At 63.0% G+C, this 23,242-nt stretch carries 17 protein-coding genes; 6 read left to right on the forward strand and 11 right to left on the reverse strand.

What is annotated here, in order from left to right; genetic code table 11:
• Window positions 1-171: 171 nt before the first annotated feature.
• Window positions 172-1,089 (reverse strand): DNA-binding protein, encoded by a 918-nt coding sequence (locus A7X97_RS06905; RefSeq protein ID WP_111007712.1) that lies wholly within the window; start codon window positions 1,087-1,089, stop codon window positions 172-174.
• A 103-nt stretch (window positions 1,090-1,192) separates the two neighbouring features.
• On the opposite strand from A7X97_RS06905, the gene A7X97_RS06910 reads away from it, so the two are divergent.
• The 3 genes from A7X97_RS06910 to A7X97_RS06920 all read left to right on the forward strand — a co-directional run bounded on the left by A7X97_RS06910 (window position 1,193) and on the right by A7X97_RS06920 (window position 5,632).
• Window positions 1,193-2,281 (forward strand): site-specific integrase, encoded by a 1,089-nt coding sequence (locus A7X97_RS06910; RefSeq protein WP_111007713.1) that lies wholly within the window; start codon window positions 1,193-1,195, stop codon window positions 2,279-2,281.
• Window positions 2,282-2,323: 42 nt separating this feature from the next.
• Window positions 2,324-4,171, forward strand: a complete 1,848-nt coding sequence (locus tag A7X97_RS06915) for an AAA family ATPase (RefSeq protein ID WP_111007714.1) — start codon at window positions 2,324-2,326, stop codon at window positions 4,169-4,171.
• 183 nt (window positions 4,172-4,354) lie between these two features.
• The gene (locus A7X97_RS06920) at window positions 4,355-5,632 is read left to right on the forward strand and encodes a hypothetical protein (protein ID WP_111007715.1); all 1,278 of its coding nucleotides are present in this window, start codon (window positions 4,355-4,357) and stop codon (window positions 5,630-5,632) included.
• A gap of 112 nt (window positions 5,633-5,744) precedes the next feature.
• Here the strand turns inward: A7X97_RS06920 and A7X97_RS06925 are convergent, their stop codons facing one another.
• The 5 genes from A7X97_RS06925 to A7X97_RS06950 form a co-directional block, all read right to left on the reverse strand.
• The gene (locus A7X97_RS06925; RefSeq protein ID WP_111007716.1) at window positions 5,745-6,638 is read right to left on the reverse strand and encodes a hypothetical protein; all 894 of its coding nucleotides are present in this window, start codon (window positions 6,636-6,638) and stop codon (window positions 5,745-5,747) included.
• 1,128 nt (window positions 6,639-7,766) lie between these two features.
• Complete coding sequence (locus tag A7X97_RS06940) at window positions 7,767-7,961, reverse strand: hypothetical protein (RefSeq protein ID WP_111007718.1); 195 nt, start codon at window positions 7,959-7,961, stop codon at window positions 7,767-7,769.
• Window positions 7,962-8,146: 185 nt separating this feature from the next.
• Window positions 8,147-11,938: an autotransporter outer membrane beta-barrel domain-containing protein gene (locus A7X97_RS06945; RefSeq protein ID WP_088497473.1), complete on the reverse strand. Its 3,792-nt coding sequence runs from the start codon at window positions 11,936-11,938 to the stop codon at window positions 8,147-8,149.
• A gap of 243 nt (window positions 11,939-12,181) precedes the next feature.
• Entirely contained in the window at window positions 12,182-12,415 is a 234-nt protein-coding gene (locus tag A7X97_RS21675) for a hypothetical protein (RefSeq protein ID WP_143592550.1), read from the reverse strand.
• A gap of 76 nt (window positions 12,416-12,491) precedes the next feature.
• Window positions 12,492-13,172, reverse strand: a complete 681-nt coding sequence (locus tag A7X97_RS06950) for a response regulator (RefSeq protein ID WP_088497472.1) — start codon at window positions 13,170-13,172, stop codon at window positions 12,492-12,494.
• A gap of 116 nt (window positions 13,173-13,288) precedes the next feature.
• On the opposite strand from A7X97_RS06950, the gene A7X97_RS06955 reads away from it, so the two are divergent.
• Window positions 13,289-13,948: a response regulator gene (locus A7X97_RS06955; RefSeq protein WP_088497471.1), complete on the forward strand. Its 660-nt coding sequence runs from the start codon at window positions 13,289-13,291 to the stop codon at window positions 13,946-13,948.
• A gap of 11 nt (window positions 13,949-13,959) precedes the next feature.
• On the opposite strand, the gene A7X97_RS06960 is transcribed toward A7X97_RS06955, so the two are convergent.
• Window positions 13,960-17,202: a hybrid sensor histidine kinase/response regulator gene (locus tag A7X97_RS06960; protein ID WP_245884965.1), complete on the reverse strand. Its 3,243-nt coding sequence runs from the start codon at window positions 17,200-17,202 to the stop codon at window positions 13,960-13,962.
• Window positions 17,203-17,359: 157 nt separating this feature from the next.
• A complete protein-coding gene (locus A7X97_RS06965) occupies window positions 17,360-20,020 on the reverse strand; it encodes an ATP-binding protein (RefSeq protein ID WP_111007719.1) in 2,661 nt (886 codons plus the stop codon).
• Window positions 20,021-20,293: 273 nt separating this feature from the next.
• Here A7X97_RS06965 and A7X97_RS21895 point away from each other — a divergent pair, with 273 nt between their 5' ends.
• Window positions 20,294-20,479: a hypothetical protein gene (locus A7X97_RS21895; RefSeq protein ID WP_172412152.1), complete on the forward strand. Its 186-nt coding sequence runs from the start codon at window positions 20,294-20,296 to the stop codon at window positions 20,477-20,479.
• Window positions 20,476-21,669, forward strand: coding sequence for a TIGR00341 family protein (locus tag A7X97_RS06970; RefSeq protein WP_172412151.1), 1,194 nt, complete (start codon window positions 20,476-20,478; stop codon window positions 21,667-21,669). The genes A7X97_RS21895 and A7X97_RS06970 overlap by 4 nt, the downstream gene beginning before the upstream one ends.
• Window positions 21,670-21,752: 83 nt before the next feature.
• Here A7X97_RS06970 and A7X97_RS06975 read toward each other — a convergent pair whose 3' ends face one another.
• The 3 genes from A7X97_RS06975 to A7X97_RS06985 form a co-directional block, all read right to left on the reverse strand.
• Window positions 21,753-22,196, reverse strand: coding sequence for a fimbrial protein (locus tag A7X97_RS06975; protein WP_088497467.1), 444 nt, complete (start codon window positions 22,194-22,196; stop codon window positions 21,753-21,755).
• A gap of 62 nt (window positions 22,197-22,258) precedes the next feature.
• On the reverse strand, window positions 22,259-22,660 hold the full coding sequence (locus A7X97_RS06980) for a fimbrial protein (protein ID WP_146260231.1): 402 nt from the start codon (window positions 22,658-22,660) through the stop codon (window positions 22,259-22,261).
• Between the two features lie 86 nt (window positions 22,661-22,746).
• Entirely contained in the window at window positions 22,747-23,241 is a 495-nt protein-coding gene (locus tag A7X97_RS06985) for a fimbrial protein (RefSeq protein ID WP_088497465.1), read from the reverse strand.
• Window position 23,242 lies beyond the last annotated feature (1 nt).

A 23,242-nucleotide genomic window follows, 5' to 3' on the forward strand; every position in this document is an offset into this window, starting at 1 on the left:
TGGTCGTCTACTGGGGTAATTTTCTTGTAGTTCAACTATAGCGGCGGAGCTCGGCACGCCCAAGACGGTCCAGCTTCCTGTACGGAAACGAAAGCCGCTATCTGTTCGACAGATCTGAGACGTTTCCCCCACACGCTAGGGCTTCCCTGAGGGCGCCTGTTAGCCATATTTTCACTGTTTCGAACGTTTTCGTTTGGGCTGAACATCAGTAGCTATGCGAGATTCTTCGGATCGTTTGAGTGCCGCCTCTAGCTGCGTCGGCAGATCTCGAAGGCTCGAAATTTGCCCCTCGAGAGCGTCACATCTGCCGCGCAGGATGTCCGCAGACTGGGTGGCCGTAGCTGCCGCCGACTGGGCGGCTTGGATATCCTGGCGTAGCTGGTTTTCAAGGGCCCTGTGGTGTTCGGAGGCCTTGCTTAGCTGCGCTTGGAGTTCCTTGACCTCCTGACGTGCTCGATCGACGTCGCTCAGTGTCCGATTCTCGACAGATCTGACGTACTCGGTCCAGTCTTCCCGCTCAGATTTCGCCGTCTCTAGGGCTTCATGAAGCCGGACGTCAAGTTGCTGTCTCGCTTCCTCAGTTCGATCGGCTCTTCTAAGCTCGAGGTCTCGCTGCTCTGCGAGTTCTGAGATCTGCAGACGGAGCTGGTCAACCAGCTGCTGCAGCTCTGCAGCTTGTGTCGATGCGATCCTCTCGCCAGTGATTGCAGCGTCACGCTCTGAACGGACTTGCGTCAGCTCGTCAGCTATAAGCCGGGATTCTGCCTCCTGTGCATCACGCTGGGCGGCCAACGACTGCTTAGCCTCTGCAAGCTCTCGATGGGCGACCTCCCGTGCATGCTTCAACGCCAACTCCCACCATTGCCCGGCGAGTTCCGCCAACACCGCTGGCGCATCGTCCAGGTCCGGCCGCGCTGGCTGCAGGCGCGTACCGAGTTGGTTCCACCACGTTTCCAGCCAGCGAGTCACGGTGTTCGGCGAGCCGGTCCCCAGGTGAGCCCGGATCCGCTCAACGGTCGGGCGCTCGCCCTTGGCCACCAGCTCGTCGGCGGCGGTGTGGACGTCGGATTCGGTGATGCCGCGGGCCATGCGAAGTCTCCAGTACTGACGCCCTACTCTGCTGGTAACGTACTCGCGATAAGTGATGATTATCGTGAGTAGACACGTTGATTCATAGCGTACATTACATACTATGAAGCAGAACTCCACATCTTCGACCTTGTCAGCAACTGTCGCGCACTTGGTTTTGCCGGGGCAGCTGGCCGAGCAAGCCGCCGAGGCGGTGCGTGAACTGCTGGCCGAAGCGGCTGCGGCCAACACTACCCGTAGCTATGCCACTGCCCTGCGCTACTGGGCCGGCTGGCACCAGGGACGCTACGGGATCGAGCTGGCGCTGCCGGTCAGCGAGGCGGTGGTGATCCAGTTCTTGGTCGACCATATCCAGCGCAAGAGCAAGGCCGAACTGATCAGCGAGCTGCCGTCGGCGCTAGACCAGGCGCTCGTGGCCGCAGGGCTCAAGGCTAGGATCGGGCCGTTGAAGCTGTCGACCGTGGTCCAGCGCGTGGCCGTGCTGTCCACTGCCCACAAGCTCAAGCGGCTGGCCAATCCTTGCGAGCTGCCTAGTGTCCGCACCCTGCTCAGCCGTGCCCGACGTGCCGCGGTGAAACGGGGGGAGCGGCCGACCAAGAAGACCGCCATTACCCGTGCCGAGCTCGAGGCCATGCTTGCCACCTGCGATGACACCCTGGAGGGCCTACGCGACCGCGCCCTGCTCTGCTTCGGCTTTGCCAGCGGCGGGCGGCGGCGCAGTGAGATCGCCGCCGCAGAGATGCGGGACTTGCGCAGGGTCGGTGAGGACGACTACATCTACCGGCTGGAGTACTCCAAGACGCAGCAGGCGGGCGTCACGGCGGATTCGACGCCAGACAAGCCAATCTTGGGGCGCAGTGCCGAAGCGCTCACGGCTTGGCTGGAGGCGGCAAGGATTCATGATGGGGCGATCTTCCGGCGAGTTTGGAAGAATCGGGTTGGGTCTGCCCTCCTCCCTGGCTCGGTGGCCACCATTGTAAAGCGGCGGGCTACTCTGGCTGGACTGAAGGGGAATTTTGGGGCACATAGCCTAAGGTCGGGCTTTATTACCGAGGCGGGTAAGCAAGGGGTGCCCTTGCCTGCAGTGATGGCAATGACGGAGCATCGCTCCGTTGCGAGTGTGATTGGGTATTTTCAAGCGGGCGCGGCTGAGGATAACCCTGCCGCACGCTTACTGAAGGACGCGATGTAATTACCCGCTCCTGTTCGTAGGGGCGCTATTCCAGGAGGGAACATGAGATTTCGGCTGGACAAGATCATTGTCAAGAATTTCAAGCGCATTGAGACACTTGAAGTTGATCTCAGCCCTATCACTGCGCTGGTAGGGGGCAATACATGTGGCAAGAGCAGCGCGCTTCAGGCTGCACAGCTTGGCGTCTCAATATTGCAGGCGGCTTTCCGCAGAAAAAGGGCGGACGGCACCTTTGAATTTCTTGGGACCGTCGCAAACGATGCCGTACTCTTTAGGCCGACTGATCGGCTTCTTGACCTGCGCCGCGGTGAGCCTGCAACGCAAAGCCTGGGATTTTCGGTTGCTTATCTAGGCGTCGACTTGGATGCCGGTGCCGACAAGCAACTCACTATCGGAGTGCATCGAGGGAAGAACGCCAACATCGCGATCACTCGCACTGGTGATAACGACTTGGCCGGGTTGCTCGCAGACCCTGAACACCCCTTTTCGATTCTGACCCCAGGCCTTTCAGGTATACCGCTTAGAGAAGAGTGGCGTACGAAGGGAGCGATTGATGCGGCCGTCATGCACGGGGACGCGAATCTTTACCTTCGTACTGTCCTCGATCACTTATTCACGCGAGATTTGGACGAAACTGCCAGGGCCGCTTGGCGCAAGAGCAGAGACATAAACATTCTTCCGCCTGACAGTGGGTGGAAGACATTCTCCACGCTTCTGGATCACTGCTACCCGGGTAGTCGTGTCATTGTCGGGCATAATCCACAACACGATAGGTATGTCTACGTAGAAGTTGAATTTGAAAGCTCGCGCGTTACTCTCGATATGGCCTCCACGGGGATGCTTCAGGTCATTCAGATCATCGCGTATACCTGCTTCTATGCGCCACCTCTCCTGCTGCTTGATGAGCCCGATGCGCACTTGCATGCAGACAGTCAAGGCCGCCTATATGAGGCGCTAAAGGGGGTCGCTTCCGCCACCCAGACGCGTATTCTCTTTGCCAGTCATTCGCCTCAACTGATCCAGCGGATCATGTATGACCCGAACTCTACGGTTGTATGGATGAGTGATGGCGCCAAGGTGCCAGTTGACGCTACCCAGCGACCAGCCATTCCGATATTGATGACGCTTGGCGCGCTCTCTGTGGGGGCAGATGCCTTCGACCCTGCGAGGCCAATGATACTCATGACAGAGGATAAGTTGGCCAGGCCTGTGACTGTATTGGCGAAGGCCAATGGTGCTCCGGAGAACATTGCTGTTCTCTCCTACAACGGCTGCGGAAATCTTCCGGCGGCAAGGCTACTGGCAAACATGATCACTGACATGCGGCCAGACGCACGAATCATCATTCATCGAGATAGAGACTTTAGGACAGAGCAGGAGATGCAGTTCGAGCTGTCCGTTGCCGATGCGGAAAGGCAGCGTAATGGAATCGTGCGGGTGAAAGAAGTCTTTACGCCTTTTAACGATGTGGAGCATTCCTTCGCCCAGCCGAGTCACCTCAAGGCCGTATTTCAGCAGCTCGATCCTGACATGATTGATGCTGCGATTACGGATGTCACAGCACTGAGGCGCGACGATTTGGTCAATGCCGCGCGTGTAGCTCGCGAGATAATTCGCGGGTCAATCTATGAGGTTCCTCGAAAGCGCGCAAAGCCCGAGTGGGCGGTGTCTGGCATGCCGGACATCGCGCCATCTGTCAATCGCTTCCTTCCGGCAAATGGTCTTATGCCGGTATCCTTTGAAAATGCGCACGGAAAGCTATTGATGGATGGGCTCCGTCCCAAAATTCATCACTACGTAGGAGGTGCCTCTCAAATTTCGGACGCGCGGATCTACACGATCACAGCACACCTTCGCACCCCTGCTTGGCAAGAAGCATTCGGGGCATGAGAGACGTTGCCGTCCGAAGTGCAGGAGTTACTATCCATGAGAAAAGTGCGATGCTGATTGCGCATCCATCTTGCTCGGCCTCGCCCCAGGGGAAAAGACGGCGTCCGAGTGGCGACCAACTAGGGGTTGATTGGAGGCTCTTCTTGAACTGGGTTCTACTGTTAGGGATTTGACGGGGGGAGTATGAAGTTCGGCTACAGCGAAGATGAGGTCCATGCACACATTTATGCCAAGGGGATCGAGGCGCTCATCGTCGACTCTAAAGAATTGGATGATGCGTTGAGTGTTGCTATGCCGGTCGATGAAGGGGATGGGCAAGAGGGTGGAGAGTTTGCATTTTGGAAGATTATCAAGCAGCGCGTTCTAGAGAGAATTCAGCGAATTCATTGTAGCGTGCGCCATGGAAGGTTCATCGGGTCAAAAGTCAAGCTCCCAATTGATAGAAGTCGGCCGATGGAGCTGGATCTGCTTGGCGCACACGATGACGGCATATTCGTGCTCGAGCTGAAAGTTGACCGCTCGTCTGAGCGGAATGCATTCTCGGAACTTCTCGCGTATAGCCACTACATCGCCCAGATGTTCGCTATGTCCGGTCCGGAAGACATCACTAACGTTCTCGTTGCGCCGATGGACGTCAAGATCACCCGACAGGCGTTCTTGTACGATCTAATCGTCACCAATCGCAATGTCATCGTTTACAATCCTGTCCTAAAGGGCAGCACGCTGGATAGCCTGGAGCTTCAGCTTTTCGTCCCGACTGACGAGGAGTTTAGATTCTTCGCCAATCGACTTTTGTCGCATGATGCGATGGCGTGCGTGGTTGCTTCATTCCCAGACCTGGACGGGTGGTACGACAGCAAAGGGAGCTCGGTTAATGACTATACCAAGAAGTTTCTTGGCGGTCTCGCGGGGTACGCCTCTCAGCTCATGGAGGCTGAGCAATTGCATGGGTTTGCATATATTCGAAAATACTGGCCGGAGCTGCCCTTTCCTTACAAGAATGCACTGATTCTTTGCGCAATAAATCCATTCTTGGTTGCGGATCCGGATCGTGCGAATGCGATTACCGAGCAGCTTTCGGAAGATGGTATTTCGGCACTTCTGGAGAGTCCTGAGTACTCTTTCTATGGTCGCGTTATCCGGCTTGCACAGCGCGCAATTGCGGACAGTCTTGCGCATGGGCAAAGATCAGAGATAGAACTCCCGCATTGGCCAAGCATGATCAGATCGATCGTTGAAACGGCTACTTGCACTAACTTCGCCTTCCGCCCTACTGGCCTCTTTCGGGAAGCCTATGTCGCCCACATAAACCGTCTGCACGAACAGAATTCGGGAGGGCAAGTGCATGATCTATCAAGGGTGAAAGGCGAAGACATCAACAATTGGCTGAAGGCCTGGATGTTCATGGAAATGTGTGGGTTCGATGATTCTCAGGAGATGGAAGAGGAGAACATGGAATGAGACAAGCCTGAGAGATCGGGCAAATCAAGGGAGCCGCGATTCTGCTCAAGGGTGGCGCTTAGGAGCCGAGCCCATAAGGCGCCCCCCCCCCCTTTGGTCTGATTCGTCTCGGCTAGTGGTTCCCATTCCACTTCGCCTGAAATTCCCTGACCCCCGCAAGAAATGATGCGCTATGACTACCATGTAGCAGAAATGCAAATATGCCGGGCAGAGACCTCCGTAAATGAATAAGGTCATCCCAGAAATTGGGAGGAAATGGGAAGTCGCCGAATCGGTTTCGTGGATGAAATGCGGTGATACGCCCCTGATAGAATTCTTCGAAGTACTTGTATGAAGAATCTGGAGGATCAAAGTCGAAATGTGAATCAAAAGTGTCGTGCAACCACCGCGCCGCATCGCTGGCGGATGGACTGGGGTTCCCGTCCTCTCGAAGGCGTTGCAAGACCAGCTGAAATGAGCACTCCAGCGCTACGTACAGGCTCATGAGAGCTTCCGCGCCAAATTCTGGATGTTGCGACAGCATGTCGCTCTTGATCAACGCAGAAAGACCTCGCAACAGAACGAAGTCCGTGGGACGTAAGCGCTCCCAGGTACTCGCCAAGCGTTCCAGCTCAAGTCTCGTGGGGTCAAAGGTCGAAATTCTTTCCTCGGCTTTCTGGGTGAATCCGTTAGCGATGTGGGTTCGCAATGGCCAGCGACCTACATCCTTAATTAGATCAACAATTGCATTTCGGCCGAGCGAACTACTGAGGTCAACAGTCGCTGGATCCAGCAAGAACGTGGGCTCTTGGAGTGGGTAGAGTATGGGGGTTGGCTCATCCTGCCTTTCGCACATCACCATGCTTCCCATAAGGCGAATCTCCTCGGGAAACGACCAGCCGAATTCGTCAAAGCTCGACTCTTCAAAGTAGTGAGTCCAGCTGAAGCCCTTCGTGACAAGCGTGGCAATGCTCTCGTCTGCATGAAAGAAGCCTTTGGGGAGAGCTATCTGCCCGTAAGGGTACATCCCCCTATGTGAGAAGAGCCGTACTCGAATAACTTCACTGTGTCGGAGACGGTACCAGCTCTGTTCTGTATTGAATGCGGGCTTCAATTTGCGACTCTCGCGTAATTTTCGAAGGGTGGGCGCGCAATTTTGGGAAGCTTCGCGCACACTTTGCGGTCCATTCTTGCCTAATTTATGGCTTTCCGCTCTAGCTGTCAGTGCGCCCGTTTTGGTGGATTGCACAGCAGCTCAGCGATTGAGGATGACTTGCCCACTCTTCTCCCAATGATTCTGTGCCGGGAGAGAGGTGGCACCAGGGTGTGGCTGCTCGGGCGCCGCTCGAAGGTGGAAGACGGTCAATGGGGCGCGCCGTCATCCTTCAGCTATTTGAACGCCATGGATCGTCAAGATCAGCTTGGAGCGAGCGCGCCCTACCCCCGATAAATCTTCCTAATCCATGGATGACCTTGGCCTACTGCGGTCTTTGGGCCCTGGGGCCAGGGGTTGAACTTAGAATTCAGCCCTTGGCGCAGTTGGCTCCACGAGCTAGATTTCTCCAAGCTCCTTGAGCACGACTTGCCCCTCTGTAGGAATCCAACCAGCAGCTGATCTCCCGCCACCTTTCGGCCCATTTGCTTATTGAGGTAGCTTGCCTGCAGACGCGCATGGGCCATAGTCCTCTGCCAGGGTATCCAGTGCGACGACAAGGTGATCACGAGTGAGCAGAAGGTTAAGGATGCTCATGGCGGACTCGTCTAGATGTTCGCAGACTATCGCCTTCCACTCGCCTTCCTGTCCAGACTGCCATGACCTCCGAGATCACAGAAATCCTTGATCGCCTCCATGTATGCGAGTCCACACTTGAGATGCATCGCGGCTACCTCAAGGCAATGGAGTATGCGCTGCGGGTTTCGTTTCTAACACACCAAAATCCGGGAATTCTGCTTGACACATGGGCGAGATTGCTCCCCTCGATCGCTCAAGTTCCCGAGAGAGATGGCGGCCAGGAATTTGCGGCCGCATTTCAGCAATCCCTGACACTTCTCACTGAGCAGATTGGCGCGGAGTGCAATAGGCCTTAAGCGGCAAGAAGTACGTACCAACGAGCCGAATCGGGTACGCCTGAGTGAAAGCCTGAGTGTAAATAGGTCAATCAAAGCGCTTTGTATAACGCTCAGGCAACGGATCCCGCGCCGGCAATCCGGCGAGATATGCTTCAAGAGCAGCAATGGCTTGGGCGTAGTGAATCGCCATGTCAATCATCTCAAGCCCCTGAAATGAGCCTGTGTTCCAGATCTTGTCGCTCTCCGCTGACGTCAGCTTCTGGCCCAGCTTGGCGTCCATCGCCGATTCCGTTGCCGCAGACAACAGCCGATTCCGCACCGATGGTGTTGCCATGGCAGGATCATCCCACGAATCAGCCTGGGCAGCAGGCACGCCCCTGGATGCCCTGCTCGACTGCGGTGCTCGCTGGGGCGCCATCAGATGCGGGGTCGCCGCATCTGATGGAGGACACCGGCGGCTCGCCCTTACCAGCGCACCTGCAGGCTGAGGTTGCCGAACGCGCCTTCCCGGCTGGCACCACTGCTGTTGCCCATCGAGCGCTCGCGCCCACCGGAGATCTGCAGATTGAAGCGCTCATTCAACCGGACGTTGACGCCAGCGCTCAACGAAGCTCGGTTTCCACCCGCCCCCAAGGGAATCTGGTCCTTGCCGGCGTACGTCACTGCCGAGCGCGCATCCGATTCGTGCCACACATCGGCGGCGAGGTACGGCGCCCACTGCACGCCGCCCGCGCTCTGGAACTGCCAACTGCCGTTGATGCCCAATCGCCCGCTCAGCCCCTGCGTGCTTCCAAGCGACACCTGCCCTGCAGCGTCCTGCCCTGCATCGAAACGCACCTTCTGCCAGACCAGCTGGACTTCAGGCTGCAGCGTGAACTGCCCGGTGCCGGCCTGCATGACAAACGGATAGCCGGCCTCGAGCGACGCCAGGTAGCCGTCACCACGGGTGTTGAGGCGAACCGGGCCCGCATTGGCGGAACCGCCGTAGCGGGTCAGCTGGACGACGGCATCAAGATAGCCGCCTCGGCTGCCAACGCCGGTCAGGGTCAAGCCAGCGCTGGTGGCCTGCAGCTCGACGTTGCCGGTCGCCCCACGCACATAGCGGGTCCGCTCATCATTGGTGTAGATGCCGTCGACCTGCACATTGCTGCTTGCGTGCGACAGGTAGCCACCCGCACGCCAGCGGGCTCCTGCCGACGGGGCGGCTTGCCAGAAATCACTTCCGACCTGCAACGCGTCGATCCTGCCCTGGGCTTCCGGCGCAACCATGGATTCGTACCCGTTGTGCAGGTCGCGGGTTGCCATACGCACCCAGGCAGCACGCGGCCTGTCGCCAGCAGCGGCGGCCTGCGCCCGGTCGCGCCGGTTGCCCATCGCCAGTGCACCCAGTTCGCGCGCCAGCGGCTGGACCGAGCCGTACGTCGCCAGCTCGCGACCGAAGATGGGCAGGGCCACCGGAGGCACAGGGTTGGTCGGATTGACCGGGTTGATGGGATCAACCGGATCAGTCGGATCGACCGGGTCAGTCGGATTGACCGGGTCCGTCGGATCAACCGGCGGCTGCACGACAAAGGCGTTGCGCAGGTACCAGTTTTCGGTCGACTTGCCTTCCAGGTCGCCGCGGAAGAGCCCATACCCGAATGCGCCGTTTCGTGCGTAGTCTCCGAGCTTGAATGCATCGGCCGACGTGGTGGCGCCATTGATGGCGGCAACCACCAGGATGCCGTCCCCGACGGTGTGGCCTTCGGTGCCGCTGGTGTTGTGGACGCGCACGGTGGTGTTGCCGCTGGCGCTGCCGCCATCGATCACCAGCTGGCTGCTGGGCGATGCGTCGTCGCCCAGCCAGGTGTTCAGTTCCAACTGCCCCTGCTGGCCCACGTAGTTGCCCTGGATGGTCAGGCGACCGTAGTCATTCCCGCTGCCCGGACGGATCACGCCGGCGTTCACCACGTCACCGTGAATGGCGCCGTTGCCGCTCAGGGTGGCATTGCTGGCCACTTCTGTTGCCGACCGGATGCTGCCATCGACTTGAAGTGCACCGGCGAGCACGCGGGTGGCACCGGTGTAGGCCTGGTCATCGGCGATGCGCAAGGTACCCGTGCCCATCTGCACCAGGCCGCCCGTTCCGCTCACCGCATTGTCCAGCAGCACGTCGTCGCTGCGGTTGAATTCCAGCCAGCCCTGGTTGTCGATTGCACCGGTCACGCTGCCGCTGGTGCCACCGTTGCCCATGCGCAACGCACCGGCCGCGATGAGCGTTCCGCCGGCGTAGCTGTGGTCAGCGTTCAGCACGGTGGTGCCCGATCCGATCTGGCGCAGCGCGCCATCCCCGGCGACACGTGCCGAGAGCAGGAACGTATCGTTGCGGTCCACGTCCAGGTACGTGCCACCGGCCAGGCTGACATCGCCGCCCAGCGTGCCGCGCGAGCCGCCATCACCGATCTGCAGGGTGCCGGCCGCCACCCGGGTGCCGCCGCTGTGCGCGACGTTGCCGGACAGCACGACGGTGCCGCCACCTGCCTGCAGCAGCTCGCCGCTGCCTGCGATGTTGGCGGACAGGGACATGCGATCACCGCGATTGAGGGTCAGCCGCGCGTTGTTGACGATGTCGCCCGCCACATTGCCGGCTGCGCCGCCGTCGCCAAGCACCAGTTCACCCTGTTCGATGCGGGTCACGCCGGTGTGGGTGTTGTCTGCGGTCAGGGTGAGCGCGCCGTCGCCGCGCTTGATCAGCTGGCCGCCTTCGCCGCGCAGGGCCGTGGCCAGGGTGACAGCATTGCCGTTGGTGTCCAGCGCCGCGCCTGCAGCCCCCAGCGCCTCCAGTCGCGCGGAGATGTCTTCATCGCTGCCTGCAGCCCACTGCAGGCCGCCGCCATCCAGAACAATGCTGCCGGTGCCCAGGTTGCTGCCGGACTGGAATCGGATCAGGCCTTGATCGACGCGCGTCGAGCCGCCGTAGGTGTTAGCGCCGGTCAGGGCCAGCACGCCCTCGCCTGTCTTTGTCAGGGTGCCTGCATTGCCGCTGACCCGACCACTGACGGTCATCACGGCATCCTCGCCATCGACGCGGAACGCGTGCTCGCCGATTGCGGCCAGCACCACCGGAACGTCAACCCGCATGTCCTGGCCTGCGGCACGGTTGCCCAGCACGCCATCGTTGAAGGTGATCACACGCGTGCCGGGACCGGCGCCCGCCAGGATGCTGCCAGCACGCAGCGCACCCCCATCGAGGGTGATGTTCGACGACACTGTCCCTGTCGTACCGGTGCGGTTGCCCAAGGTGATGGTATTGGCAAGCACGGTGCCGCCTTGGCCAATGTTGAGACGCCCGTTCGAGCCACCGGTGCCTGAGGTGCTGCTCCGCTCGCCGAGCATGATGGTGTTGGCCTCGAGCACGCCCCGGCCCAGGCTGAGTGTGCCAGTTGCGGTGGCATCACCATAGGTCGCGCCGGCGATGTTCAGGGCGTCCACCTTTGCGTCAAGCACACCTCGGCGCAGGTCGACATTGCCAGTGGTGCCGCTGTAATTGCTGCTGTTTCCCGTGCCAATGTTCCAGGTGCCCACGGCGCTTTCCCCGTCCGACCCACGCAGGATAAGAGTCCCGTCCGTGACTGAGTCCTGGAAAACCAGGGTGCCGGTGCTCTGGTTGCCGCCGAGCGTGATGCTGTCGGCATTGATCGTATTGTTCTGGCCCAGACGCACGGTACCTTGATTGGTGGCCGCTGCGCTGATGCTACGGCCAACATCGCCTATGCCAATATGCGATGCGCGGATGAGGTTGGTATCCGAAGCCAAAACAACCGTACCGGTGGTAGCCCCGGTCTGATCCCGTGTGCCGCCTATGACGCGGCCACCGACGCTGAAGTTGAGGCTGGCATTGTCGTAGACGTAGTGAGACAGCCCGCTGAGGTCCAGATTCTGGGTGGCGCGGTTCGCTGTGCCGCCGATGCGGAAGGAATTTCCCTGCTGGATCAGCGTGCCGCCGTTGCCAACGACGACGCCCGTCGCGCCATTGGCTACAATGATGTCCTCGACGACTCGCGTGCCATCGGCAACGTCAACCGGGGCGCCGGGGAACTGCAGCGTCTCTGCACCAGCGGCACCGCCCCACGCCAGGGCGACAGCGATAGCCAGCTGCAGCGGGCGGAGCACGGTACGGCTGCCCGCGTGGGCGCGACGGCGACGGGTGGCGAATTCGGAGGCGACGACCCATCGACCGGCGGCCGCATTCCAGACGATTGAATGAATCTTGTTCATGAGGCTCTCCTCGAAGTGAAATGAAGGCTGGACGGCTTCCTGGAGCGTTCGGACGAACCGAAGGGGAAGCACTCAGCGGACACTTGCGAGGTTAGTGAGGGCCACCCGGGAGTCGAATCGGACTCGTCCCAAAAGCGGGGGGACCCGGCGTTGCAGCCCTGCCCGAGGCGCTGCGCGCGTGCGCCGCCCGCCCCGGCAGATGCCACCAGGGTGCGTTGCAGCGGCCATGCCTGTTGGCAGACGTCAAGAATCGTGTTGAGAAGCGTTCTGCTTTACAGTGCCCCGTGCCGGGCCCGAAGCTTGGCCCGCTTCGCTGTCACTGCATCGGTCCTGCCATTGGCGGCGCAGCGCTCGGCGCAACTGCGGCGAGGCAAACAGGTACTGATTGAGGCAGTCCAGGAAGCTCGCCTGCGAGCTGGCCGAAAGCTCGCTGAATCGAAGCAGCAGCAGCGTTACCAGAAAATTGGGGTCGGGCACGTGGTCACCGGTTACAGGGGTGTGCCCCACCGAGAATACGAACGCTGCAGCGCAAAACCATCGGACAATGCCTGAATCAGTCCGATTCTCCACCGGCGCCTGCACGGGCGCACTGTGATGCCTGCACCAGCCCATGCGCCAGCGCGTACTCGAACACGTCCGCGTCGCGCTTAAGCCCAAGCTTGCGCATGGCCGCCATTTTCTGCGTGCTGACGGTCTTGCTGCTGCGCCCTACCCGCTCGGCGATTTCCCGGATGGTCAATCCTTCGGCGAACATGCGCAGCACTTCTGTTTCCCGCTTTGACAGTGCGGACGCGCCACTGGCAGGTGCTTCGGCCGCGTCGGCGAGCAATCGCTCAATGGCCGGAGAGACGAACGGCTGGCCGGACCGGGCCGCATGCACCGCAGGAACCACGTGCTCCAGCGAATCGCTCTTGCTCACGATGCACGTCACCCCGGCGGCCTGGATGGAGCGCAGGACCAGCGGACTCTCCATGCCGGTGAGCACCACCAGCTTCAGGTTGGGAAACCGCCGCTGCAGGAATCTGAGCAGGGTCACGCCGTCGCCGTAGCGTCCGTTCGGCATGGAAAAGTCACAGACGGCCACGTCCACCGATGCGGCGCTCAGCAGCGCAACCAGTCCGGTCGAGTCGCTGGCCAGGCCAGCGACCGCGATGCCGGGTTCGGAGCGCAGCAGCATTTCCATGCCGGCCAGCATCACGGGATGGTCGTCGGCAACGACCAGGTTCAAGGCCATACAGTCATCCTCTTGGTTGCAGGTATCGCCGGGCATGCCACCACGCGGTCGCCTGGCCTATAGTTGCGGCGGCGGGTCGCCGGTGTGGCGGGCCAACTTCAGCGCGGGGCTGTTGCATGTCTCATCCGATCATTCGTGTAGCCATTGCAGACGACCACCCGGTCATCCGCATGGGAATCGAGGCCGCAATCGATGCGGTTCCCACGCTGCAGTGCATTGGAACGGCGTCCGACTCCTCGGAGCTGGTGGCGCTGCTGGACAGTACCGCATGTGATGTCGTGGTGACCGACTACGCCATGCCGGGCGGCCAGCACGGCGACGGCCTCGCCCTGCTGGATACACTCCGCGAACGCTACCCCGACCTGCGTGTGATCGTGATGACGGGCATGGACCAGCCGGTGGTCATCCAGTCACTTTATCAGCGCGGCATCACCCATATCCTCAGCAAGGCCGATGACACCAGCCATGTTCCGGCGGCCATCGCTGCGGCCTGGGCCAACCGGCGCTACCTCTCGCCGTCGGTCGCGCAGATCTTGCCACACCATGCCGCGGCGTCAAGGAAGACAGCGCTCTCGCCACGGGAACGTGAAGTGCTGACGCTGTTCGTGTCGGGGCTTGGCATCAACGAAATTGCCGAGCGCCTGGACAAGCGCAAGCAGACCATCAGCACGCAAAAGCGGATCGGGATGGCCAAGCTGGGCATCGACAAGGAAGCCGATCTCTTCAAGTTCGCGACGGAACTCGGCCTGCGTTCAAACGGCCCCGATCCGGACTGATCGGCGTTCGCTCACGAGCCGTCCGGCAGGCCCTCCCGATAGCTGTCGATGAGCGCGGACAGGGACGCGAGAAGCGCCTGCAGCTCGGCTTCATCCACCGTGTCGTGCTCGCGCAGGCGGTGCTCCACAGCACCAAAGCGCTCACCTAGCGGACGCTCCCCCATCATCAACAGCACGCCCTTCAGGGAATGGACCTTGTCCAGCAGCGCGGCCTGCTGCCCTTCCCGCAGCGCGGCGGCAAGGACGTCAAGATCACGCGCGCCGCTTTCCACGAACAGGGCCCGAAGTTTCAGCGGCAGCCCCTCCCCCGCGGCCGACGGGGACGCCCTGCGGTTGCTGGGGGGAACATAGCGGGACAACGCCGCCGACAGCCGTTCCAGATCCAGGGGCTTGAGCAGCAGCCCATCGATGCCCGCCTGCCGGCAGCGCTCCCGCTCGCTGGCCAGTGCGGTTGCGGTGATCGCCAGGATCGGCACCTTATCCCCGCGTGCACGCAGCGCCTGGGCCAGCTCGTAGCCGTCCATCACCGGCATGTTGATGTCGGTCAGCACGACGTCCCAGCTGGCTGACGGCCACAGGCTCAGCGCGGCCTGGCCATCCTCGGCGGTGCCCACATGCCAGCCGAGCTCCTCCAGCTGCTGCTGGATCAGCTCGCGGTTCACCGGATTGTCCTCCACCAGCAGCACCCTTCCCCGTCCCGCCGGCGGCCGTGCCTGCGCGGCGACCGGCGATGGCGCTTCCGCTCCCATCGCATCCTGCAGCAACGCGCGCAGCAGCGCCCGGCTGGAATAGCTGGTGACGTGCACGCCATCAGGACGGCGTTCGGGGGCCAGGGGGCCGCTCGGGTACGCGCGCACCAACCGGGCGTGGAGGCTGCACAGCGCCTGCTCATCCTCCTCCGGCCATGCGCGGCGCTCGCCGAAAATCAACAGCGTTGTCGTTGCGGCATCGGTGGGCAGCGCGGCCGGACGATCAAGGACGGTCAACCCCGCGCCCCAGCGCTGCAGGACCTGCCCGATTTCCTGCCGCCACTCCGGCGCTGCGGAAAGCAGCGTCACGGTGGTGCCCGACAGCGGCTGGTCACCGCCATGCGGCGCATCGACAGGGTGAACCGGCACCTCCAGGGTGAACACGGTGCCGACACCCAGCGTACTTTCGGCCTGGATGCTGCCGCCCAGCAGATGCGCAAGTTGCCTGCACAGCGCCAACCCCAGCCCGCTGCCACCGTAACGCCGGGACACGCTGGCATCGCCCTGCTCGAAGGGACGGAACAGATGCGCAAGCTGCTCGTCGGACATGCCAATGCCGGAGTCCACGACCCGCAGCCGCAGCACGCTCTGGTTCGGCTGCAGGCAGTTCCCGAGCCCGGCGTGCAGCGTGATGCGTCCGGACTCGGTGAACTTCACCGCGTTGCTCAGCAGGTTGTTGATGATCTGCCGGATGCGATGCGCATCTGCCTGGTAGGCATCCTCAAGCTCGCCATCGATCATATAGAACAGCTTCACGCCCTTCTTGTGCGCCTCGGGCGCATACAGCAGCGTGGCCTGCTCGATCAGTTCACGAACGTTGAAGTGAGCCGGGTCGATATCCAACTGCCCGGCCTCGATCTTCGAGAAATCGAGCACATCACTGATGATCGCCATCAGTGAGTCCGCCGACAGCCGGATGCGCTGCACGCGCTCCTGCTGCGCAGGCTGCAACGGTGAGCGTGCCAGTAGTTCCAGATGGCCGAGGATGCCGTTGAGCGGTGTGCGGATTTCGTGACTCATGGTGGCGACGAAGGCGCTCTTCGCCCGGTTGGCCGCCTCCGCAGCGGCGCGGGCATCCTCGGAATCGCGACTGGCGCGCTCCAGGGTCTGCTGCAGTTCCATCTGCGCCGTGACATCACGCAGCGCGCAGACCCACACGGTCTGGTCGCGATAGCGTGCGATGGCCAACGCCACCTGAAGCTGGATCGGCGCTGCACCCGCGTCGTGCAGCGTCCAGTTGAACTCCTTGCGCGCACCGGGCAAGGCATGCGCCTGCTCTACCAGCGCGGCATAGAGCGCCGGGGTCGTCGAATAGCCCGCCGGCTGCGTCGCCAGTTCGCGTGCGACCTGGTTCTGCAGAAGGGGAGCACCATCATCGCAGCTGAGCAGTGCCAAGCCCACCGGCGCCGTGCCGATGATGGTCTGGCTGAGCGCTTCGCTTTCGTAGACGCGCGATGCCTCGGCCAGGGCCGGCGCCATGACCTTGCGCTCCACCCGCCAGAGCAGCAGCCAGAGCGCTGCGATGATCGACAGTGCCGTCAGCAGCCGCGCAACGATGGCCATCCCCTGGTCGCGCCACAGCGCGCTCCAGTCGTAAAGACGCGTGAAGCGCCAGTCCGTCCCTGACAGCCCCCCGCTTACCGCAAACAGATGCTGGAAGGACAGCCGTGTCACGTTGCGTGTGTCCTGCTGCGCCAGCAGCGGGCCGAGCGCATTGGCCTCCCGGCTGAGGGGGCCCTTTGCCAGCACCACTTCACCGGTGGGCCCGGTCAGCAGATAGCTGCCGGCGGCGGTCGCCTCCAGGCGCGAGCCGATGCTGCTGATCGGCTCGAAGGTGACCCGCCGGAAATAGGGCGTGGTGCCCTCGGCCAGGGTGAGAATGCCCACCAGCGAGGGCCGGCCATCCAGCGGGTTGCGGCCGAACAGCGAGGCCAGGCGATGGCCCCTAGCGGCGCTTTCCATCGGACCGGGGTCTGGAGATTGCAGCGGTGCTTGGCGCTCGATGCCCTTCAACAGTGCGAACGCCTGTGCCCGCGAATCTGCGCGCAGCCCCCGCAGCAGCTGCGCCTCGTCAACCACGCCGGGCAGTGCCATCAGCCGCGCCTGCGGGTCATAGCCATACACCATGGCCGGGCTGCTCCCCTGCATCGAACTGATCGCCGCAGTCGTGTACAGCGAGTACTGATAGATCATGCCCAGATAGGCTTCCAGCTCAGGCTGTGGCATCGGCCGCTCGGGATCGCCCAGCACCAGCCACGGCACCGATGCCGGACCTTCTGCCCGGACCACCGTTCGCATGTCCTGCGACAGGTAGTTGGCCACCATCGGCCGACCCAGGCGCCGCAGTTCTTCCCGCTGCCCGCTCCACATCACGTCGTTGGCGTTCACGCTTCCTGCATAGGCACGGTCACGTTGCACCAGGAAGTAATCGATCGCGCCGCGGGCCTCGAAGAACTTCTGGCGCTCGCGGTCATGGAATTCGCCCACGCCGGCAAAAATGCTCACCGCTGTGGTCAACAGCACCAGCAACGTGATCAGCCCCCCTCCCCCTAACAGCAGCCGGCGCTGTGAACGGTGGAGTGCCTGCAACGGGGCGGAAGGCAAGTCAGGCGAGGCCGGAGGCATGGCATTCCCGCGCACGGGCAAGGGGGTGGCCATGAATCTAGTGCATGCCCCTTTCCACCGCCAGTGTCGGCACGCCCCGCTGCGAGGAAACCAGCAGGGCCTGCAGCAGGCCATCACTGGAATAGCAGGACACGCGCCACGCATTTCCCCGCACCTGCGGCTTCAGCGGACCGTCGGCAGATACCAGGATCACCCGCCGCCGTCCCGCCCGCGACGCCACTTCCGTCCGCGCGGGACTTCTCTCGAATGCAACGAGCGGAACGTGCGCCTCCCAGTGTTCGGCGGGCCAGGCGTCGGCCTCGCTCACGATGATCACGGTGGCGCCCCAGCGTTCAAGCCGGCGCCGCAGCTCGTCCCGCCACCCGCTGGCCGAGGAACTCAGGAGCACCGAGCGGTCAGCCAAGGGCAGCGTCCCGGCAGCCGGAACCGCCTGGACCGGTATGCAGAAGGTGAAGACACTGCCGACGCCGGGCGTGCTGCTGGCATGGATGGTGCCCCCCATGCAGCTGCTCAGTTCACGGCACAGTGAAAGCCCCAGCCCAGACCCGCCAAAACGGGTGATGATGCTGGCGTCCGCCTGCACATAGGGCTGGAAGAGCCTTGCCATCTGCGTCTCCGTCATGCCGATGCCGGAGTCGATGACCTGCAGCTGCAGCTGGGAACCGTCCGTATCGGGCACCCAGTCAGCCCTCAGTTCGACACGACCGGACGGGGTGAACTTCACTGCATTGCTGACCAGGTTGCGCAGGACCTGCTCGACGCGTGCCTGCGGCCCGACCAGCCTGGCCGGCACTGCATCATCGACCATGACGTCCAATACCAGGCCCTTTGCTTCGGCCAGTGGCGAGAACAGCAGCGCGACCCGCTCCAGCAGCGTCACCGGTTCGAAGGTCTCCGCAACCAGGTCCAGGTGCCCGGATTCCGCGCGGGAGAAATCCAGCACGTCGTTGATGATCTGCAGCAGCGAGTCCGCAGCCTGGGTAATCCGCCGAAGCCGTGCCTGCTGGTTGTCGTCCAGCGCAGAGCGGCCGAGCAACTCCAGGTGACCCAGGATGCCATGCAACGGCGTGCGGATCTCGTGGCTCATGGCCGCCAGGAAGCGGCTCTTTGCGCGGCTGGCGGCCTCCGCCGACTCGCGCGCCTGCTTCTGCTGCTGCTCCAGTTCGATTCGCGCACTCAAGTCGCGCACGGCGCACAGCAGTACCATGCGCCCTTGATAGCTGGCACTGGTCGCCCCCACCAGCAGCACGACAGGCGCCTGGCCCTGGGGATCCGGCACCGACACCTCGAACTCGGCGATGGTGGTATCAGGCAGCAGCAGGATCGCCGAGGCCTGGTCGACCATGCGGGCATAGAGCATGGCGCCGCGTCGCTCGGCGGCGGCGGCGAGCTGACGCATCATGTCGTTCTGCACCACCGGGTCACCGCTGTGGCGATCGAGCAGGCACAGTCCCACCGGTGACAGCTGGATCAACGCGCGGCTGAGCTGTTCGCCCTGGTAAACGCGCGCGGCGCGTGCCAGCGCGGGCCCGAAGGCGCGCCAATGCAGCCAGGCCAGCAGCGTCCAAAGACCCAGCAACAGGCCGAACGCCAACGACGCGGCGGCGATGTACAGGCGTTGCCCATCGGCAATGACATCGGCGATGCAGTACGTGCTGACCAGTGCCCAGTCAGCCTCCTCGATACGGACCACCTGGAAGAAGCGCAGCCCTTGGCGGAAGGTGGCCAGCGTGCGCCCCTTCTGCTCCGCGTCCAGAAGATGCCGGGTCACCTCGCCCAGATCCAGCGCTTTGGGGCTGCCGGTGCCCGCCACCACGCGGCCGTCGCCAGTCAGCACGAACGACACGCCACCGTCGGCGATACGCATTGCCCGGGACAGCGGTGCCGTTGATTCCAGCGTGACGAACGTACCGATCACCGTGGCACCGTCACGCGCCACCAGGGCACTGGCGATCGCCGGAGCCCCCGACACCGGATGGCGCACCAGTTCCATCCGGGTGGCGTGCGTGCCATACGCCTCCGCGTCGTCGACGCCGGTGCGGGACAGCGCCGCGAGCCGACCGATGAGCTGCGCACGGTCCTTTTCTCCCGTGGCCGACAGAAGATGCTGTTCGCTCATGCCCTCGCCCAGTACCAGCAGCTGGCCGCGCGGATCAAGAAAGAAGCTCGACTCCGATTCGCTGGACCGGCCGCCGGCGCCGCCCAGCCGGCGGATGATCGACAGCGAGTGCGCCAGCATGAGATAGCGATCCAGACGGTCAACGGGCCAGGCATCGGTGCCGGCACCCAGCACCGTCTGCGGCACGCTCTCGGTGCCAGCGGTCATGACGGCCCGCTGTCCGGCACGCAGATAGTTGGCACGGTCCACTTCCAGCGTCCGCGCATCATTGTCCGGGCGATGCCGCCAGGCGTACTCGGCCATGCTCAACAGCCGAAGGTGGGCCGCATCCGACGCCGCCAAGTGGGCCTCGACGATGGCACGGCTGCGCTGCAGCGCTTCCGACCGCCGCGCCGCAAAGCCATCTGCGTGGAACAGCGCCAGCGCGATCAGCCCGGCCACGATAGCGATGCTGAGCAGGCAGCCGCCGCCCAGCAGCACGCCGCGCTGGTACTTGCGGAGCGCAGCGAGGTCGCAATCGTCGGTAGCATCAGGCGAGGCGTCCTGGCGCAGGTGTGCGGAGCGGAAGAAACGGAACATTGTTGCTGTGGATGCGCCCGCCAAGGAACATGCGGGCCATACCGGAGAAAGTGAAAGGGAGCGGCCACCCTATCGGCCCCTGGCAGACAGCCACATAGGACGCGGCTGACTTTCTGCCGCGCTGTGGCGCAACGCGGCCGCACGGCTGGCGTGGGTGCGTGGACGTCCGTGTCACGCTTCGGATCCCCCGCGGAATGGGCGTCGTCCGATGGGCTACCGCACCACGCTGGCTGACGATACGCGTTCGACCCTCTTTATTTCCCAGGCATCTCCATGGCAGATCTTTCCCGACACACCCTCATCTACACCGAGTACGGCCACTGGAATGTCATGCGCGGCCGTCAGCTGCTTGGCGGCCGTACCTGCCTCGCAGAGGCGCTGGCCCTCCTGGACTACTTCCACCGGCTGCAACGGGCCGAAGCGCTGCATTCACCCGCGCAGCCGGGAGCGGATCGATGAGTGCCGTGCCAACGCTGCTGGTGAGTGTCCTGGCATCCGCCCACCATGGCTGGAGCCGGTGGCGCAACCGCATGCTTGCCGCCGTCGACCACGATGCCGTCATCGCCAACGTGAGTGACGGTGGCGGGCTCAGCCCGCGCTTCACGTTCATGGCAGTGATGTCCTGCGGTATCGCGATCCTGGGGCTGCTTCAGTCCTCCGGGGCCGTCGTGATCGGTGCGATGCTGATCTCGCCGCTGATGGGCCCCATCGTGCAGCTGGGTTTTTCGCTGTGCGTGGTCGATTTCCGGATGATGGGCCGTGCACTGCTTGCGCTGCTTGTGGGCATGGCGCTGGCGCTGCTGACCGCCATGTGCATCGTATGGCTGTCGCCGCTACGCGAGGCGACCAGTGAGATCCTTGCACGCACGCAGCCCACCCTGTTCGACCTGCTGGTGGCGCTGCTGTCAGGGCTGGCCGGCGGCTACGCAGTGATTACCCGAAAGGGAGAGGCCATTGTGGGCGTTGCGATTGCTACCGCCCTGATGCCGCCGTTGGCAGTGGTCGCGTTTGGGCTGGCGACGGGCGACGTGCGCGTGGCCGGGGGCGCGATGTTCCTTTTCATGACCAACCTGCTGGCGATTGCCCTCAGCGTGACACTGATTGCCAAGTGGTACAGGTTCGGGATGGAGAACTCACCTCGCCACACCGCCTGGCAGGCGGGGGTGATCGCCACCACGTTCATTCTGCTAGCGCTGCCACTGGGACTGGCCCTGCGCGAGATCGGGCAGCAGACTTGGGCTGCAAACCAGGCCCGCGCCGTGGTTACCCGGTACCTGGGCGATCGCCGTGCGTCGATTGAACACATGTCCGTAGTGCGTGCCGAGCATCGCTATGTCATCGAGGTGGTGGCGCTGGTCCCGGCCTATATCAACAATGCCCAGACCAATCTGGAAGGACGGCTGTCCGCGCGGCTGGCGGCTCCGGTATCCCTTCGCGTCAGACAGACCCTGGAGGCCAACGAGGACGAACTGCGCAACCGGGCAGATATCGATGGCCTGCGGCTCAACGTTGCCAGCCTGTCCGCCGAGACGAGGGCGCTTCGTGTCGAGATGGATGAGATCGTGGCGGAACGCTCACGCGTGCTGCGCGAGGAGAGCGCTGCGCAGGAGCAGGGCCAAGGATCGCACAGCGCGGACAGTCTCCGCTAGCGAGGCGCCGCTGCGCGCAGCAGCCCTGTCCTGCGCCTGAAACGCGAGGGGACGGCCCCGGGTGCCGTCCCCCACCCGCGTGATCAGTTGTACGTCATGGTTACCGTGATCGGTCGGCTGACCGTACCGGCCGATACCGTTGCGCGGCTCTGCACGAAGCGTGCGCGGAATGCGTGCGTCGCCGCAGCCGTGGCCATCTGGGCCGTTCCGCCAGGTGCGACGCGGGCCCCGCTGCTGGTGTACTGCAGCTCGATGCCGATGCCAGGCACACCCTGGAACAGCTGGGCATTGCTGGTGTCGGCGTTGCCATCGAAACGCAACGCGACCCGGGTCACCAGCGGGTCACACTGGCTGACCACAACATTCACTGGCTGGAAGGGCGAGGCATATGCGCCGGTAAACAGTGTTGCCTGATAGGTGCCAAGACTGACGTCGGCCACAGCGATGCGGCAGACACCCGGCAGAATGGTGCCGGTGACGTTGAACGTGGTGGTCGTCTGCGCGGCCGCGTGGCCAGCAGCGAACATTGAGGTCAGCGCCAGTAGGATGGGACGCAGGCGGAGGGCGACAGTGCACATCAGCTGCAGCCTCAGTTGTAGGTGAGCGAAACGGTGATGGGACGCGTCACGCGGCCCGCGCCCACCGTTGCAGCGGACTGCCGGAAGCGCGCACGGTATGGATACACGCCGGCGGCGGTGGTGTACTGGGTACGGCCACCTGGTGCAATCGGCACGTTGACGGCACCGACCATGCGCACCAGTTCGATGCCCACGCCGGGAACCCCCTGGAACAGCGACGCGTTGCTGCTGTCGGCCGCACCGGTGAAGGTCATGGCGACCCGCAGCACCTGCGCGTCGCAGTCGCTGACGGTGCCACTGAAGTCCACATAGGCCGTGGCATAGCTGCCGGTGAACAAGGACGCCTGATGGGACCCCAGATCCACATCGGGGAACGCGACCTTGCAGACGCCTGGCAGGATTTCACCGGACATCGTGAAAACCTGGCTGTCCTGCGCGTGCACTGTGGCAGCGCAAAGCAACAAGCTCAGGGAGAGAAGCGGACGGGACATGGGAGACCTCAGTTGTAGGTGACCTGGACAGTGATGGGGGTACGGACCGCGCCTGCAGTGACATTGCCGGTGCGGACCAGTAGCGCGCCGAGTGCGCGCTGGCCTGCGGCATCGCCGCCGGTGGGCCAGTCAAACGCGGGCTGGTTGGGTGCGTAGAGCGTGCCGGTGGCACTCTGCAGGCGGATGGCCAGCCCCTGCACGCCGCCCGTCGGCGGAATGGCGAAATAGCTGGCGTTGCTGCTGTCGGCGGCGCCGACGAAGCGGACGTGCAGGGTTCGCAGGTCATCGGTGCAGTTCTTGCGCTCCAGCACGAAGGCAACGGCAGGTGACTGCGTGCTGGTGGTGAAGTACGTTGCCTGGAACGTGCCCAGATCGACGTCCTGCACGCTCAGCTGGCAGGTCCCGGCCAGGAACCTGCCGGTGAAGCGGACGGTGAGGTCCGCCGCCGCCACCGGCAGGGCGGCCCCGCACAGCAGCGCCAGCAGCAGCCATCGTGCGTGCATG

The organism is Stenotrophomonas sepilia, from assembly GCF_003244875.1.
Lineage (GTDB): Bacteria > Pseudomonadota > Gammaproteobacteria > Xanthomonadales > Xanthomonadaceae > Stenotrophomonas > Stenotrophomonas sepilia.